The 14,374-nt window shown below is 62.8% G+C and carries 17 protein-coding genes and 1 tRNA gene; 10 read left to right on the top strand and 8 right to left on the bottom strand.

The window, feature by feature from the left end; all coding sequences use genetic code 11:
* The first annotated feature begins 282 nt into the window (after positions 1 to 282).
* The 7 genes from FDW81_RS12755 (at position 283) to FDW81_RS12730 (ending at position 3,983) form a co-directional block, all read left to right on the top strand.
* A complete protein-coding gene (locus FDW81_RS12755; RefSeq protein ID WP_138134558.1) occupies positions 283 to 678 on the top strand; it encodes a cupredoxin domain-containing protein in 396 nt (131 codons plus the stop codon).
* A gap of 38 nt (positions 679 to 716) precedes the next feature.
* The gene (locus FDW81_RS12750) at positions 717 to 1,145 is read left to right on the top strand and encodes a hypothetical protein (RefSeq protein WP_240720253.1); all 429 of its coding nucleotides are present in this window, start codon (positions 717 to 719) and stop codon (positions 1,143 to 1,145) included.
* Between the two features lie 176 nt (positions 1,146 to 1,321).
* Positions 1,322 to 2,086 (top strand): CHRD domain-containing protein, encoded by a 765-nt coding sequence (locus FDW81_RS12745; RefSeq protein WP_138134556.1) that lies wholly within the window; start codon positions 1,322 to 1,324, stop codon positions 2,084 to 2,086.
* Between the two features lie 24 nt (positions 2,087 to 2,110).
* On the top strand, positions 2,111 to 2,812 hold the full coding sequence (locus tag FDW81_RS12740) for a class F sortase (protein ID WP_138134555.1): 702 nt from the start codon (positions 2,111 to 2,113) through the stop codon (positions 2,810 to 2,812).
* A gap of 44 nt (positions 2,813 to 2,856) precedes the next feature.
* Positions 2,857 to 3,492, top strand: coding sequence for a hypothetical protein (locus tag FDW81_RS12735; protein WP_138134554.1), 636 nt, complete (start codon positions 2,857 to 2,859; stop codon positions 3,490 to 3,492).
* Positions 3,493 to 3,538: 46 nt separating this feature from the next.
* The gene (locus FDW81_RS18615; RefSeq protein WP_255467115.1) at positions 3,539 to 3,661 is read left to right on the top strand and encodes a hypothetical protein; all 123 of its coding nucleotides are present in this window, start codon (positions 3,539 to 3,541) and stop codon (positions 3,659 to 3,661) included.
* On the top strand, positions 3,654 to 3,983 hold the full coding sequence (locus FDW81_RS12730) for a cupredoxin domain-containing protein (protein ID WP_171027202.1): 330 nt from the start codon (positions 3,654 to 3,656) through the stop codon (positions 3,981 to 3,983). Before FDW81_RS18615 ends, FDW81_RS12730 begins: the two co-directional genes overlap by 8 nt.
* A gap of 228 nt (positions 3,984 to 4,211) precedes the next feature.
* Here FDW81_RS12730 and FDW81_RS12725 read toward each other — a convergent pair whose 3' ends face one another.
* From FDW81_RS12725 to FDW81_RS12715, 4 genes are all read right to left on the bottom strand, one after another.
* The gene (locus FDW81_RS12725; RefSeq protein ID WP_138134552.1) at positions 4,212 to 4,988 is read right to left on the bottom strand and encodes a succinate dehydrogenase iron-sulfur subunit; all 777 of its coding nucleotides are present in this window, start codon (positions 4,986 to 4,988) and stop codon (positions 4,212 to 4,214) included.
* 96 nt (positions 4,989 to 5,084) lie between these two features.
* The gene (locus FDW81_RS18140; RefSeq protein WP_171027201.1) at positions 5,085 to 5,273 is read right to left on the bottom strand and encodes a hypothetical protein; all 189 of its coding nucleotides are present in this window, start codon (positions 5,271 to 5,273) and stop codon (positions 5,085 to 5,087) included.
* Positions 5,274 to 6,000: 727 nt separating this feature from the next.
* Positions 6,001 to 7,119: a glutamate--cysteine ligase gene (locus FDW81_RS12720; RefSeq protein ID WP_138134551.1), complete on the bottom strand. Its 1,119-nt coding sequence runs from the start codon at positions 7,117 to 7,119 to the stop codon at positions 6,001 to 6,003.
* Between the two features lie 287 nt (positions 7,120 to 7,406).
* Entirely contained in the window at positions 7,407 to 7,997 is a 591-nt protein-coding gene (locus FDW81_RS12715) for an alpha/beta hydrolase (RefSeq protein ID WP_138134550.1), read from the bottom strand.
* 188 nt (positions 7,998 to 8,185) lie between these two features.
* On the opposite strand from FDW81_RS12715, the gene FDW81_RS18135 reads away from it, so the two are divergent.
* On the top strand, positions 8,186 to 8,332 hold the full coding sequence (locus tag FDW81_RS18135; RefSeq protein WP_171027200.1) for a hypothetical protein: 147 nt from the start codon (positions 8,186 to 8,188) through the stop codon (positions 8,330 to 8,332).
* A gap of 11 nt (positions 8,333 to 8,343) precedes the next feature.
* Here FDW81_RS18135 and FDW81_RS18220 read toward each other — a convergent pair whose 3' ends face one another.
* Positions 8,344 to 8,535 (bottom strand): hypothetical protein, encoded by a 192-nt coding sequence (locus FDW81_RS18220; protein ID WP_138134549.1) that lies wholly within the window; start codon positions 8,533 to 8,535, stop codon positions 8,344 to 8,346.
* Between the two features lie 1,131 nt (positions 8,536 to 9,666).
* On the opposite strand from FDW81_RS18220, the gene FDW81_RS12705 reads away from it, so the two are divergent.
* The gene (locus FDW81_RS12705) at positions 9,667 to 10,215 is read left to right on the top strand and encodes a hypothetical protein (protein WP_138134548.1); all 549 of its coding nucleotides are present in this window, start codon (positions 9,667 to 9,669) and stop codon (positions 10,213 to 10,215) included.
* A gap of 215 nt (positions 10,216 to 10,430) precedes the next feature.
* On the opposite strand, the gene FDW81_RS12700 is transcribed toward FDW81_RS12705, so the two are convergent.
* Positions 10,431 to 10,775: a hypothetical protein gene (locus tag FDW81_RS12700; protein WP_138134547.1), complete on the bottom strand. Its 345-nt coding sequence runs from the start codon at positions 10,773 to 10,775 to the stop codon at positions 10,431 to 10,433.
* A gap of 1,068 nt (positions 10,776 to 11,843) precedes the next feature.
* Positions 11,844 to 11,925 (bottom strand) — tRNA-Leu (locus FDW81_RS12695).
* A 204-nt stretch (positions 11,926 to 12,129) separates the two neighbouring features.
* On the opposite strand from FDW81_RS12695, the gene FDW81_RS12690 reads away from it, so the two are divergent.
* The gene (locus tag FDW81_RS12690) at positions 12,130 to 12,735 is read left to right on the top strand and encodes an ANTAR domain-containing response regulator (protein WP_138134546.1); all 606 of its coding nucleotides are present in this window, start codon (positions 12,130 to 12,132) and stop codon (positions 12,733 to 12,735) included.
* Positions 12,736 to 12,863: 128 nt separating this feature from the next.
* Here FDW81_RS12690 and pyk read toward each other — a convergent pair whose 3' ends face one another.
* Positions 12,864 to 14,366 (bottom strand): pyruvate kinase, encoded by a 1,503-nt coding sequence (gene pyk / locus FDW81_RS12685; protein WP_138134545.1) that lies wholly within the window; start codon positions 14,364 to 14,366, stop codon positions 12,864 to 12,866.
* Between the last annotated feature and the right edge of the window lie 8 nt (positions 14,367 to 14,374).

Genomic DNA, 14,374 nt, shown 5'->3' with positions numbered 1-14,374 from the left:
TCTTGAAGGATCAAGGGCGGAGCAGGCTGCGTAAAAATCCGTCTCCAGAACAGGATATGGTTCTCGCCGCAAGGGCACCGGGATGCAACGCCGTGGTGTCGCTGGTCATTCTGGGGTGCTGGCGTCTTACCCCCTTTTGTTGCCGCGCCTACCCGTCAAGCAGGCTTCTGCCGCCTTTGGCAGTCCGTGAGGGCGCGGGTGACGAATAAGGTGCGTGGGGTAGGTCCTGATGGACGCGCCGTCCGGTGTGTGGAGGACACATCCCTCGTGAAGGGGTACGCCATGAAAAGGATCAATCGCAGCCTGACCGTAGCCACAGCCGTGTCGTTGGCGGCCATCACCGCATGCGCGGCCCAGGGTGAGGACGCGCCCGCCCCGCCGCCCGCGGTCGGCTCCGCTGCGCCGTCAGCGAATGGATCGGCCCAAGCGGCCGCAGCACTCATCATGATTCAGGATTTCAAGTATCAGGTGCCGGCGGCGGTGAAGCCGGGGTCGATGGTGACGGTGACCAACGCGGACAGCGCCCCGCACACTGTCACGGCCAGGGACGGGGGCGGGTTCGATATTGAAGTCCCGGGCGGTGGGACGGTAATTTTCCAAGCACCGGATGCCCCGGGCGAGTACGAGATTATCTGCACTTTCCATCCGCAGATGACCGGGACGCTGGTCGTGAAATGAACCGCGCAGACAGAAATCAGCAGGGAGGCGCTCTTTGGGTGTTGCGGGTTGCTGTCGCGACGGCCCTGGTGGTCACCGCCGTGATCCATGCCCAGCTCGCCCCGGGCTATCAGCAGGCAGCGCCGGGCGGTGTCGGCCAGGGCGCCCTGTTTTTGGTTCAGGCCAGCGCGTCTGTCCTGGCCGCGGTGTTCGTGTTGCTTAGGGGTTCACGGATGGCTTTCGCTGCCGCTGCCGTGGTGGCGTTGTCGTCCCTGGCCGCGGTCATCCTTTACCGATATGTCCAGGTTCCGGCTATCGGGCCGCTGCCTTCGATGTATGAACCGGTCTGGTACACGGCCAAGGTCATCACCGCCGTCACGGAAGCAATCGCAGGGGCACTGGCAGTGGCCGGGTACGCCCTGCTGCACAAGCAGTCTGGATCAGGGCGGGCTGTCCGGGGCCGGCGCCACGGCACCTCGGCTGCTTGAGTTACCACGCCACAACCAGCTTAAGAGCACTGGAAAACCTGCTCGCGGCAGCCCGCCCAAAAAATATGTGAACCCGGCCACATCCTCACCCATCCTTTCCTGGTGGTGGTGCGAAGTACTGTTGTCCCCTTCCGGGATACCAACATCACACGTCCGTGTATGAGGAGATATTTCCAATGAATAAGACACTCCGCTTTATGGCTGTTCCCACCCTCGCTTTGGGCGCCCTGGCCCTGTCCGGTTCCCCGGCCATGGCCGCGGACCAGTCCTACCAGACCACCCTCGGCCAGCTGAACGGCAGCTCAGCCTCGGGCACCGTCACTGTTGACGTCACGGGCAACCAGGCCCATGTTGTCCTAAACGTTTCCGGTCTGGCCGCGACGTTCATGGACGCCCCGTACCCGCACGTCCAGCACATCCACGGCGGCGCCAAGGGCATGTGCCCGGACCCTTCAGCCGATACCAACGGCGACCAGGTCGTCAACACCACCGAAGGCGCACCGGCCTATGGCGGCATCGTCACCACCCTGTCCACCAGCGGGGACACCAGCCCCGCAGCAGGCCTTGACCTCAAGGTCGCCGGCCAGGGCGCCGCGTACACCATTGACCGCACCTTCGAGCTGAATGCCGAGACCAAGGCCGCCCTTCAGGCAGGCACTGCAGTCGTGGTTGTCCACGGCCTTGATCCCGCAACGCTGAGCCCGGCCGCGCAGGCGGCCAAGAGCGACCTTGTCCCTGAGCTTCCGCTTGCCGCCACCTCCCCCGCCCTGTGCGGGACCCTGACGGCCGGGCAGATGAAAATGCCCGCAGGTGGCGCGGCGACCGGCATCGCCACCGAAACCGGCACCGACACCGGAGCCCTCGCCATCGGTTCCGGCCTGGCCCTGATCGCCCTCGCCGGCGGAGCGTACGTCGTCCGCCGCCGCAACGCAGCAGCCTAAGCACCAGCTGATCGGATCAATACAGTGACACCCAAGAACCCCGGCCACCGCAGAGGCCCCCTGGCCTCCACCGCGGCCGGGGTTCTGCTCCTGCTCACCCTCGCCGGCTGCGCCGGCGGAGCCACCACCCCGGACCCGGGAACGGCACCTGCGGCCTCGGTCTCAGCCCCTGCTGCGCCCGGCACCCCCAGCGCTCCCCCGCCTGTTTCCGCGCCGGCACCCGCCGCCCCTGCTGCGGCCCCGTCCGCACAGCAACTCCCGCCGGTCATGGCCGCTTCGGCCCCGGTCACCCTGACCATTCCCTCCATCTCGGTCCGGACGGAGCTGATCCACCTGGGACTGGAAGAGAACGGCTCCCTGAAAGTACCGCAGGACACCGGGAACGGAGCCCCTGCCAGCTGGTACGACGGCTCCCCCACTCCGGGAGAACGCGGACCTTCAGTGCTGCTGGGCCACGTCAACGCACTGGGCGGCAACAAAGGTGTCTTCGCGGACCTGCGCAAACTCACCCCCGGCGCCGAACTCACCGTTTCCCGGGCCGATGGCAGCACCGCCGTCTTCACCGTTGACCGCGGCGCGCTCTACCCCAAAGACGAGTTCCCCACCCTTGAGGTCTACGGGAACACTCCCGGGCCCGAACTGCGGCTCGTCACCTGCGACGGCTACGACCCCGCCACCGGGGAGTTTGACGACAACTACGTCGTCTACGCCACCCTCAAAGCCTGACAACGGCCGCCACCGGCAGACGGTGCGGCCAGGATGGAAAACCGATGAAACAGCACACGCCCTTGCTGGCCTCCCTGGCACTCACGGCCCTGCTGCTCACCGGCTGCGCAACAGCGGCCGGATCCGTCACCGCACCATCCGGCCCCTCGGCACCAGCAGGTTCCACCGAGACCGGGCACTCTGAGGGCCACGGCGGCGGGCACCACGGTGCCGGTTCCTCATCACCGGGTGCCCCCAAGGCCGACGGGCCCAGTGCAGCCGCTCTCATGGTCTGCGGGGACCAGCCAAAGGACCGGCTGACCGCCATCCTGGACCTCGGGCAGGACCCGCACACCATCAACGACTGGGCCGACAGCACCTTCACCTGCACCTACCACCTGGACGAAGGCGACCTGGTCATCTCCGTCAAGGAAGCCAAGGACAAGGCCACGGCACTGACCTACTTTGATGCAATGCAGGCCCTCGCAAAAGACGCCACACCAATCAAAGGCCTCGCCAACCTCGGCTTCCCCGCCTACGAAACCGCTGACGGGTCAGCAGTCTTCCAAAAAGACAGCTTCGTTCTCCAGGTAGACGCCTCCGACCTGCCCGCCACCCTCGGACCGGACAACATCACCAGGAACGCGCTGGCCTACCAGCTCTCCACCACCATCCTCGCCTGCTGGATCGAACACCCCTGACAGTGCAGAATTCATCGTTCCAGCCCGCCCCCGAAAGGTTTTCATCATGAAGGCAAGCACCCAGAACCGGCAGCGCACTCGGATTCGCGGCAGCAGCCGCCCTGCTGGCCCTGTCCGGCTGCGGGGGCATGTCCGGGTCCGGCACGACGGCGGCCCCGACGTTGACTGAGCAATTCCCGTCAGCTCCTGCCGCCACCACCGAACCTGCCCCCTCAGCCTCGGGCACGAGCTCCTCGCCGGCGGCCGCTGCGACAGAACTTCTGATCAAGGGCTTCAAATACCAGGGAGCAGAAACCGTGAGCCCTGGGGCAGAGATCACCGTGACCAATGAAGACGTTGAAGCCCACACCATCACAGCTGACACCGGCAACGCGTTCGACGCCAACATCCAAGTTGGTAGGGGCACTTTCACCGCCCCCACAGAACCCGGGACCTACCCCTACCACTGCAACTTCCACGGCAACATGAGAGGCACCCTCACCGTGAAATAGGCGCCGAAACTCGTACGTGCCGAATCAGTGCGCGGGATCCCAGTCCGTGCAGTTGGCCTAAAGCAGCGCGTCGGCGCCTACAACGGCCGGAAGAAGACCCACACCGGAACGGGGCCGTACAGGCTGAAATCGGCTACGGGAGGCCGAGCTAAAGGACGATCTAGAGGTGTGCCCCGCCGGTTCCTCAGAAGGGAGCCTGCTTTCGCCGTGACTCCTTACTACTTATTGTCAGATCCGGGCGGACAGGATTGCCTGGCTGACTTCTTTAATGGCTTGGGTGACTTTGATGCCTCGTGGGCAGGCCTCGCTGCAATTGAAGACCGTGCGGCAACGCCAGACCCCTTCCCTGTCGTTGAGGATTTCGAGCCTCATGTCGCCGGCGTCGTCTCGGGAGTCGAAAATGAACCGGTGGGCGTTCACGATCGCTGCTGGCCCGAAATATTGCCCGTCGTTCCAGAAAACCGGGCACGACGAGGTGCACGCTGCACAAAGGATGCATTTAGTTGTGTCGTCGAAACGTTCCCGTTCTGCAGGGGACTGCAGCCGTTCCCGGGTTGGTGCATGTCCTGTGCTGATGAGGAAGGGAACGATCTCTCGGTAGGACTGGAAGAACGGTTCCATATCGACGATCAGGTCTTTCTCCACCGGCAAACCCTGCAACGGCTCGACCGTGATGGGTTGGGCTGGATTCAGGTCTTTCAGCAGGGCTTTGCAGGCCAGCCTGTTCCTGCCATTGATCCTCATCGCGTCCGAACCGCACACTCCGTGGGCGCAGGACCGGCGGAAAGAAAGGGACCCGTCGATTTCCCACTTGACCCGGTGCAAGGCGTCAAGGACACGGTCAGTGGACAGCATCCTCAATGGGTAGTCTTCCCATCGGGCGGCCGGCGAGACTTCCGGGTCATAGCGACGGATTCTGACGGTAACGTCCAGGGTCGGAACCTCCTCGGTAACCGACTGCGGGAGATCCACTTTTGAGGCAGGTTCATTGGATTCAAACTCCATAGCAAGGACAACTCCTCGTTTTAAACAGATAAATGAGGCGGCGGGCCGGCAAAGCGGCGCGGTGTGTGCTGGGCCTGGGTGGGATGACGACTGCGCTTATTCGGGCAGTTCCATCTGGAAGCCGCACCGGCAGCGCAGTACCCGCGTCGTCATGTAGACATCCAGGGTTTCCGTTTCCTTCTGGTCACCGTCGGTGAAGGCAGGTGCGCTCAGCCGCCGGAGTTCAGAGCCTATCTTCTCCATGGGGTGGCCGCAGTGGATGTAGTGCCCGCCAAAGGCGAGCACATTGGTAGGGCTGCCGTCAGGAGATCGATTGGCGGGTTCAGGGTCTCGATGGAGTGCAGCCCGAGGTTCTGATCGGTGCCGCAAGCCCTGCACCCGACGGCTTGATCTTCGTCCGACTCTCCGAAAGGGAGGGTCAACGCTCCGGCGCCTCCGGCCCTGAATGTCCAGCCCGGCCCGCCGCCCCGCCCCACAGACACTACGGTTCTGAGGCACCTCCATGCCTTGGCGCGTACAGCAGCAACGGTACATGCCGGAGAGGGATCCAGCGGATTTAGGGGAATTAGTATCAGAGCTCTGAATCGTAGCTTCAGGAGGAAATTTTTTGGGATGCGAGGTGGCCATCATGGCTCGCTTTCGCTGTCGTGCATCCAGCCGCCGTCTTGCTACAGCGGGTCTCCTGCCGGCCCTGCACATGACCGGAAAAGGGGAAGCACCACAAGATGTGATGCCTGCCACTACGGAATTTACGCATAACCTGTGCGACTGTCCAGCCGTATCCGGGCCGAAGGCGTTCTCGGCTGGTTTTCCTGGAATGCCTGTTTCGGTGCTTGAGGACAACAGGGGATGAGGTGGGCGTTCTTTATTTTCACAGAAGTTGATCGGTCAGTGGGGGCATCAGCACTGCCTATGCGGGTCTTGGGCGCCTGCCCAAGCTACGGCGCGGCGATCCCTTCCGGAGGGATCTTCGAGCCGCTGGGTCGGACCGGTCGCCCGAGCTGAGGTCTATTCAGATGGTGCTCCGTTCTGCAGCATCCAAGATGACTTTGCGGAGGTTACCGCCGCTGTTCATGATGGTTCTCTGCCTGCTCGCCCCTGTCCCGCTGGCCAGGATTTGCCGAACAGTTCTCTCCACCAGCGTCCGGTCCCCGGTCTCCGAGAGTGCCGGCTCGACGTGATTCAGGAGAGCTTCCACGCTTTCTTTCGCCGGGCGGGGCCGGTTCAGCTCAGGATGGATGAGGTCATCCTCAATGCCGTACCTACTGGCCCGCCAAGAGGCCAGGCGCAGCATCTCGGCAGGAACCGCAGGAGGTTGCTTTCCCTCGGCCCAGTCTTGAGCTGCCGTCTCGACCAAGGCCCGGACAATGGCAGCCAGGGCTACGGCATGGGCAGGATCGGTGCATACGTCCGGGACGCGGATTTCGACCGTTGGGTAGGTTGCTGAAAGGCGGGCATCGAAATAGATCTGACCACGGTCCAGGAGGACGTTGCAGGAGAGCAGCATTTCCACCAGGTCCTGGTACGCCCGTGCCGAACCAAATATCTCGGTCGGTCCTGCTGTTGGCCACCGTCTCCACACCTGATAGCGGAAACTTGCATAACCGGTATCCTTGCCCTGCCAATAAGGGGAATTCGCCGAAAGGGCGATCAGGGTGGGCAGCCAAATTCTGATCCTGTCCAGGACCGCTACGCCCTCATCGGGCGAATCGACGGCGACATGCACGTGGAAACCACACATCAGTTGTTCCCGAAGCGCTACGCCATAGCGGTCTTCCATGGCGCGATAGCGTGAAGTCTGGACCAGATGAGGCAACGCAGGAAGCGGTGAAGTTCCCAAAGCCGCGACTCTCGCTCCGAAGACCATTGCCTGGCGATTCGCTTCGGCCCGGCCTTCGTTAAGGGCGGTAGCAAGATCAGACAGACAGGTGAAAGGTGCGGTAACCGCTTCAACCTGCTCGCGCTGTACTTCCGTGGTCAGGAAGTTGCCTCGCGTTGCCGCTGGACGGCCGCCTCGCCTTGTGGCGCTCCTGTCGTTCTGGGCGGCGATCAGGTCTTCACCGACTGCCGCGTGATTTCCAGTTTGGGCGTCAACGAGCAAAAACTCCTCTTCCACCCCGAAGCTTCGCATAACGCAAGTCTGCCGGGTCACTGAAAATTAGCCAATGAGCGGGGTATCGCCAGATACTTTCCGCATTCTTCGCCCTGCAGTGCAGGACAGGTGAGGGGCATGAGGCGGCCGTGGTGGCCCTGGCGATTCCCTTCCCCGAAGGAGCCTACAGCTCGCCCTGAATGTACGCCGGCGCCACCGCCACCCCAGGGCTGATGAGCGCATTTTGGGCCAGGGGCATCCCCCGCCGCTCCCGGCAAACGCAGCTCAATGACGGAGCCATCCTCTACGTCATGGATGAACTCCTTTCAATAGCGCGACCGCAGCAGGTCGAACACAGCCGGAAATGTCGTCACCCCATCTTTTGCCATGAAGTGTCCGGCTTCTGGATGGACCTGCAGCTGTGCATCGAGGCGTTTGGCGAGGTCATCCGATGCTGCTGGCGGAACAAAGGGGTCCGTTTCGGAGCGGATCACTGTTCGCGTTCGGATGTTCCTTGCCAGGCGTTCAACGTCAACGTCACTTGCCAGGTATCGGTCCAGTTCCGGCAATGCCTCCAGTGGTTCAACGAAGCCGGCCACCAAGACAACGCCGCCCAGCTCCCATGGCTCCGGCAGGGCCGCGAGCACCCGCAATGCAGTGACGGCACCGAGAGAATGGGCCACGATGACCGTCCTCCCATCGGGCACACCAAGCGCGGAACTGACAGCGTTTTCCCACGGTGCCCTTGCAGGATCGTCCGGGGCCGGGAGGGGAACAACCGTGACGTCGATGCCTTCGGCTTGAAGTTCTCCTTGTAGCCAGGGGAACCAGTTCGCGTCCGGCGAGGCCTCGTATCCGTGGACAATAATGACGTGCTGGACAAATCGAGTGGGGCCCGTGTTGGTTTCTTTGCTCATAGGCAAAGACCCTATGGGGTCACGACAGCCTGCGGGTTGAATAGGGCAAATGCACGGCCTGGAACAAATCCTCGGAGCCCCGCCAGCCCGTCCGCCGCAGCAACGTCATCGTTGACCCTGTGCATATTGGCCCGTTTGTGGTGGGATTGCCGGGCACGGCGCGAAAAGTAACTAGCAGGAGGAATATCGTGAGCAATCCCGGGAATGAAGAACAGCCCCTTGGCAAGCCCAAGGATGACCCTCAAACCGACAACCCGACCACGAAACCCGAAGATGACCGCCCCATCACGGAAGACACGGACGGCACGCCAGTTGAGAACCCCTCGGGAGGCTAAAAGGTCCCAAATCACATCGCTCTGGAGTTTTTATCACTGGCGCTGGCTGCTTCCACCAGAGCATGGACTCGGGCCATGAAGACCGGATGGCGGATCCTGGGAATCGCCGCACTGGTGGCACTCATGTTGCCGGCCGCGGGCTGCAGCACTGCCTGCCCGCCATCGGCTATGTCAGCGGCCTTGAGGTGAGACCAGAGTGACACAGCTGCCCGGCGGAGGCTTCTCCCCAGCGCCCCGGGCTGGTGAGCACTTCCCCCGCCGTCTTCCTGGTAGGTGAACAGTGAGGAGTTGTATCGTTAGCCGCCGGCGGTCCGGAGCTGCGACAATCTGCACCGCCATGCTTGTCGCGGCATTGACAGCCTGCGGGAGTCGGCCGGGGCCTCCTCCCGATGGTTCCAGCCCACCCACAGGGGTGGCCGTACTGCCCATCAAAACAGTCTCGCCACAGTACGGCGAACTCCCCGTTGACCCCACAACAGACCCTGTACCGACCGTGCCCTGGCAGTTGGTCAGGGTAGACCGTCCGGAGAGCCGGATTTACGTTTCGGCGTCCAGCTCGGGCTGCAGGCATCCGGGTAAAATCAGAGTCAACGAAACCGCCTCATTCATCCAAATCACCGTCACCGGCACAGGCGGCGGTGACCCCTGCAGTATGCAGCACGTCACCTTGATCGGCTATGTGCAGCTCGATTCGATTGGGGACCGGGAGATCACCGGCGCTGGCTGAGGGCCGAAACCATGCATACGAGTACGCCCGATTGCACGCTAGTTTGGCCGATGCAGGCCAAGATCGGTATGGTCCGGTGCACAGCAGTAGGAAATCTGATGAATGAATTGACCATTTCACGGCTCGAAAAGTGAACCGGGCATCGCAAATTCTTGGCGGTCTTAGCCGCGTAGCGTCCAAGGACTGCAACTGGCTGCGGTCCAATGCCGAATTGCACGCGGAAATATTAGGCCTTCAAAGCGAGCTAAGGGCAGCTGCTGCCCGTGTCACCGGGGACACCGATATGAGCGCGGACTTCCAAGACGCGCAGCAGGTGGGTAACCGCTTATGCGGACTGTTCCAAGCCGAGAAGAACCCTGAGTCCTAGCGGCTGCCTGGGACCGCTTTGTCTGTCCCGGCGTCGTTACCCGGCATCACGGTGGGGTTCAGAAACGGCACCGAAACGATTGCAGAGGGCGGCCAAAGGCCCTCGGATGCACTGGCGCGTGATCCGCCCGGGGCCTTCCTTACGGTTCCGCCCCGATGCGGTAACAACCCTCGTTTTTGGTGCCTGACACTCCCTAATCTTGAGCTGTCCCACCGCACCACCTCTCTGAATGGCACCCCAATGAAAAAACTCCTAGTCTGGCTGACGGCGCTTCTAGCGGCCGTTGGGCTGGGCATCCTGGCTCCGGGGCCCGCTTCGGCAGCCACTTCCTATTGCGGTCTCGCATGGGGATCTCAGGACAAGACCGCTCCCGAGATGAGCTCAGCATCCGTCGCCAACGTCCGGACTGGGCAGCAGTCCTGCTTCGACCGGATGGTGGTCGACCTCAGTGGCCCTGTGAAGGGTTACACGGTCCGGTACGTCCCGGAGATCATCCAGGACGGCACCGGCTTCAGGATCCCGGTCTACGGCAAGGCACGCCTGCAGGTCGTCGTGAACGCACCCTCCTATGACAGCCATGGCAACGTCACCTACAACCCGGCCGCGAAGGCCGAGCTGTCCAACGTGGCCGGCTACCAGACCTTCCGGCAAGTGGTCTATGCGAATAGCTTCGAGGGTTCCACGAGCATCGGCCTCGGTGTCCGCGCCCGGCTGCCCTTCCGGGTCTTCACCCTGGACGGGCCCGGGTCCGGTTCCCGGCTGATAGTGGACGTGGCCCACTTCTGGTGATGGAACAGAAAGGTGCCGCACACCGGTGATCCGGGGTGCGGCACCATTCTGTGTGCTGGGCTCAGTCCGCCACTGCCGTCAACGGTCCAGCGAGCGGGCGGCGGCGGTCAAGGCCAGAGCCAGACACGGATGAATGGTGGACCTTCAGTCAGACGGAGCGGGTAGTCGTATCCGGACCGTAGTGCGGGAAGGTCCGTTGGTGAGCCCTTCCAGCTTCAGGAATCACCGTTGTCTGGCCGGGTGCCTTTGTTTTCCGTCTCTGCGATGGCCTGGTTGGCAATCAGATCGACGCGGTCTGCCTGGGTGATGCTGTCATCGTTTTGGATAGCGGCAACGTCAGCGGCATCCACCACCCCGTCAGAAGCCTTCCCGGTATTTGTCTCTGGCTCATTCGGGTGGTGTTCATTCTTGTGGCGCGCTTCATCGAGGTGATGTTCCAGTTTTTGCTCTGCGTCGCGCCGGCGTTGGCCGACGGTTCGCATTTGCTGCGTGCTCGGTGCAGCGTCCCTGCGCTGTTGCGGGTTGGGGTCCCTCTGGTCCGAATTGGGATTGTCACTCATATCAGCATGGTCCCATCTGACACACGTCCCAGGAAGGCCACGACCGGCTTCCGGACGAATTGCGGTCCTGCCTCCCCTGGGGGCGAAACTCAAGATGGACACAATAAATCCCAAAGATGGACAAACTCGCTTCCGCTTTATCCCCTAAATTCGTAGAGTGTCCTGCAGGCAGCAGAAATGACTACGTCTGGGGGACGTACGAGCATGAGCAGTATCCCGTTCACGAAGGAACAGCAGGCTTCACCCGCGCCTGTCCCTGCTCCGCCAAGGACGCCGTTGGCCAGGCCGCGGCCGGTACAAAAAGCTCCCAGGGCTCGGGAGCACGAGGTGCAGCGGCTGATCCGCGACCTCGCTGCCCTGGCCGCCAGTCGTCGTGGGATCACGACATGACCGCCGGCATCTATACGTCCCCGGCACAATAGGAACAACCCATCGGCCTACCCGTCACCGGTTCATTGCGGTGCAGGTCAGGGGCCTCCGTGCAAGGTCATCGAGGTATTCTGCCGGCGGGCGGCAATTCCCCATCACCTACCTACCGACCCGCCACGGCCGGACCAAGGATCTGGATAAGGACCGTCCATGCAGGGCACACCTCGTCCTGGCCGCGGATGCCTTGGTGTAAAGAGCGTCCGACTGGGCTCGGTTTCTTCCTGTCTGACACTTGCGCCGGGAACCCATACATCCAAACGTGACTGAAGCCGGTCCATAATGCCACTCCAATACAAGCAGACGTAAGTGTGGACACAGTCCGCACCGCCTTCGACAAGACAAACTCACGACCACGACTCCCCCCGAGCCAACCAAACCCGACCCTCCAGGACCTTTCCGCGCCCGAATTCAGCCAGTCATGTCGCTCCCGCTCCCCTGGCCCATGAACAGGTGTAGGCCACCCCGGCCTACCCGACAGAAGCGGACCCACCAGCCAGGGCACTGAGCCCGCCACCCCACACACCTGCATAGGCTCCGCGGCAGCCAGGCCAAAGCCCGCACCAATATTGTCAGACGCGCATCAGCGCAAGCTTTGTACCTTGGTTAAAGCAAAAATCCCTCTGACGAGGGAATATGCTGTGCCCGAGGTGGGACTCGAACCCACACACCTTTCGATACCGCATTTTGAGTGCGGCGCGTCTGCCAATTCCGCCACTCGGGCGCGGAATACATGGAGCGACACAGTACGCCCACAGCTAATTGTGAGCAACGCGATCGCTTCACGTACGCGGAATTACTCTACATCCAGATAGGCTGAATTCCAGAATCGCGCCGCCGACGCCGCAAACCGACCATGCAGATCAAGTACAGCAGCGGGCGCACCTAAGATAGTGATGTCCCCGCCGTACCTTTCCAAGGAGATCCCGTGACTGAACAGACGGAGTCAAAACCAACGTCCCAGCCGGCGCGCCGCGTCATTGTGGCCGAGGATGAAACCCTCATCCGCCTCGACATCATCGAAATCCTGCGCGGCGAAGGCTATGAAGTTGTGGGCGAAGCGGACAACGGCGAGAAGGCCGTCCAGCTCGCCGAGGAACTGAAGCCGGACCTGGTCCTGATGGACGTCAAGATGCCCGTGACGGACGGCATTTCGGCAGCCGAAAAGATCGTCAAGGCCCGCATCGCCCCCGTTGTGCTGCTGACCGCCTTCAGCCAGAAGGAACTCGTGGAGCGTGCCCGTGACGCCGGTGCCATGGCCTACGTCGTGAAGCCCTTCACCCCCGCTGACCTCATCCCGGCGCTGGAGATTGCCCTGTCCCGGCACGAGGAGATTAAGGCCCTCGAAAGCGAGGTCTCCGACCTCCAGGAGCAGTTCGCCACGCGCAAGCTGGTTGAGCGCGCGAAGAGCCTGCTGACCACCAAGATGGGCCTGACGGAACCGGAAGCTTTCCGCTGGATCCAGAAGACCTCCATGGACCGCCGCCTAAGCATGCGTGAAGTGGCAGAAACCATTATCAACCAGGTCAACTAGCGCAGCTGGGCCCGGAAAGATTACGACGACGGGCCGGGCCTTGGACGGGTGAGTCGCCAGACCAGCCCAGTCACCACAGCGAAAAGGACCCCTGCCGGCCGGCAGGGGTCCTTCGCTTTGTCTGAAGACTAGGCCTGGACGGCCTGGTTCTTCTTCTTCTTTTCCGGCCAGGGGCCAAGCTTCTCCCTGTTGCTGGCCGTTTCGCCGCGCGTGGAGTCGGCGAGGTCGCCCACCTTGTGCACCTTGAGCGAGTTTGTGGAGCCGGCCTTTCCGGGAGGGGAACCGGCTGCGATGACCACAAGGTCCCCGTCGTCCACCAGCTGCATCTCCAGGAGGCTGCGGTCCACCTGCGCGGTCATTTCATCAGTGTGGTCAACCATCTGCACCAGCACCGGCTGGATGCCCCAGGTGAGCGCCAGCTGGTTCCAGACCTGCTCCACCGGGGTGAAGGCGAAGACCGGCTTGATGGGGCGCAGGCGGGACAGGCGGCGGGCGGAGTCGCCGGACTGGGTGAAAGCACAGATGTACTTGGCGTCCAGCTGGTCGGCGATTTCGACGGCGGCACGGGTGATGGCGCCGCCACGGGTCTTGGGCTTGGTGCCCAGCGGGGGGACGCGCTCCAGGCCGTGGACCTCGGTGGATTCGATGATCCGGGCCATGGTCTTGACCGTGTCGATGGGGTACTTGCCCACGCTGGTCTCACCGGACAGCATCACGGCGTCCGCACCGTCCAGCACGGCGTTGGCGCAGTCTGATGCCTCCGCGCGGGTGGGGCGCGGGTTGTCGATCATCGACTCAAGCACCTGGGTGGCCACGATGACGGGCTTCGCCCAGCGGCGGGCCAGTTCGATGGCGCGCTTCTGGACAATCGGCACTTCCTCCAGCGGAAGCTCCACGCCGAGGTCGCCACGAGCCACCATGATCGCGTCGAACGCGTCGATGATCTCCGGCAGCTGCTCAACCGCCTGCGGCTTCTCGATCTTGGCGATGACAGGCACGCGCCGGCCTTCCTCATCCATAATCTCGTGCACCCGGGTGATGTCCGAGGCATCACGGACGAAGGACAGGGCCACCAAGTCCACGCCGCGGCGCATTGCCCAACGCAGATCGTCCTCATCCTTTTCGCTCAGGGCGGGAACGTTGACGGCAACGCCGGGAAGGTTGATGCCCTTGTTGTTGGACACCATGCCGCCAACGGTCACCTCGGCAACGACCTTGACGTCGTCGACCGCCGTGGCACGCAGCGCAACCTTGCCGTCGTCGATCAGAAGGGCGTCGCCGACGTTGACGTCCTCGGTGAGGCTCTTCAGCGTGGTGGAGCAGATGTCCTTGGTGCCGGGAACGTCTTCCGTGGTGATGGTGAAGGTGTCGCCCACGGCGAGGGCGTGCGGTCCGTCGACGAAGCGGCCCAGGCGGATCTTGGGGCCCTGCAGGTCCGCCATGATGGCCACGGCCTTGCCCAGGTCGGCTGCTGCCTTCCGGACGTTTTCGTAGGTGTTGTCATGCACGGTGTAGTCGCCGTGGCTCATGTTCATGCGGGCGACGTCAACGCCGGCTTCCAGCACCGCGAGGGTGTTTTCGTAGCTGGCGATGGCCGGGCCGAACGTAGCCACAATTTTTGCGCGTCTCATATACCTAC

It is taken from the genome of Pseudarthrobacter sp. NamB4, assembly GCF_005796185.1.
Taxonomy (GTDB): Bacteria; Actinomycetota; Actinomycetes; order Actinomycetales; family Micrococcaceae; genus Arthrobacter.
Note: the sequence above shows the minus strand (reverse complement) of the source record. Positions and strands in the feature narration are given on the sequence as shown.

Excerpts from the sequence above, each read along its gene's own strand:
- FDW81_RS12755 (WP_138134558.1), top strand. The coding sequence starts at position 283 with ATGAAAAGGATCAATCGCAGCCTGACCGTAGCCACAGCCGTGTCGTTG.
- FDW81_RS12745 (WP_138134556.1), top strand. The coding sequence starts at position 1,322 with ATGAATAAGACACTCCGCTTTATGGCTGTTCCCACCCTCGCTTTGGGC.
- FDW81_RS12735 (WP_138134554.1), top strand. The coding sequence starts at position 2,857 with ATGAAACAGCACACGCCCTTGCTGGCCTCCCTGGCACTCACGGCCCTG.
- FDW81_RS18615 (WP_255467115.1), top strand. The coding sequence starts at position 3,539 with ATGAAGGCAAGCACCCAGAACCGGCAGCGCACTCGGATTCGCGGCAGC.
- FDW81_RS12725 (WP_138134552.1), bottom strand. The coding sequence starts at position 4,988 with ATGGAGTTTGAATCCAATGAACCTGCCTCAAAAGTGGATCTCCCGCAG.
- FDW81_RS12720 (WP_138134551.1), bottom strand. The coding sequence starts at position 7,119 with ATGCGAAGCTTCGGGGTGGAAGAGGAGTTTTTGCTCGTTGACGCCCAA.
- FDW81_RS12715 (WP_138134550.1), bottom strand. The coding sequence starts at position 7,997 with ATGAGCAAAGAAACCAACACGGGCCCCACTCGATTTGTCCAGCACGTC.
- FDW81_RS12705 (WP_138134548.1), top strand. The coding sequence starts at position 9,667 with ATGAAAAAACTCCTAGTCTGGCTGACGGCGCTTCTAGCGGCCGTTGGG.
- FDW81_RS12700 (WP_138134547.1), bottom strand. The coding sequence starts at position 10,775 with ATGAGTGACAATCCCAATTCGGACCAGAGGGACCCCAACCCGCAACAG.
- pyk (WP_138134545.1), bottom strand. The coding sequence starts at position 14,366 with ATGAGACGCGCAAAAATTGTGGCTACGTTCGGCCCGGCCATCGCCAGC.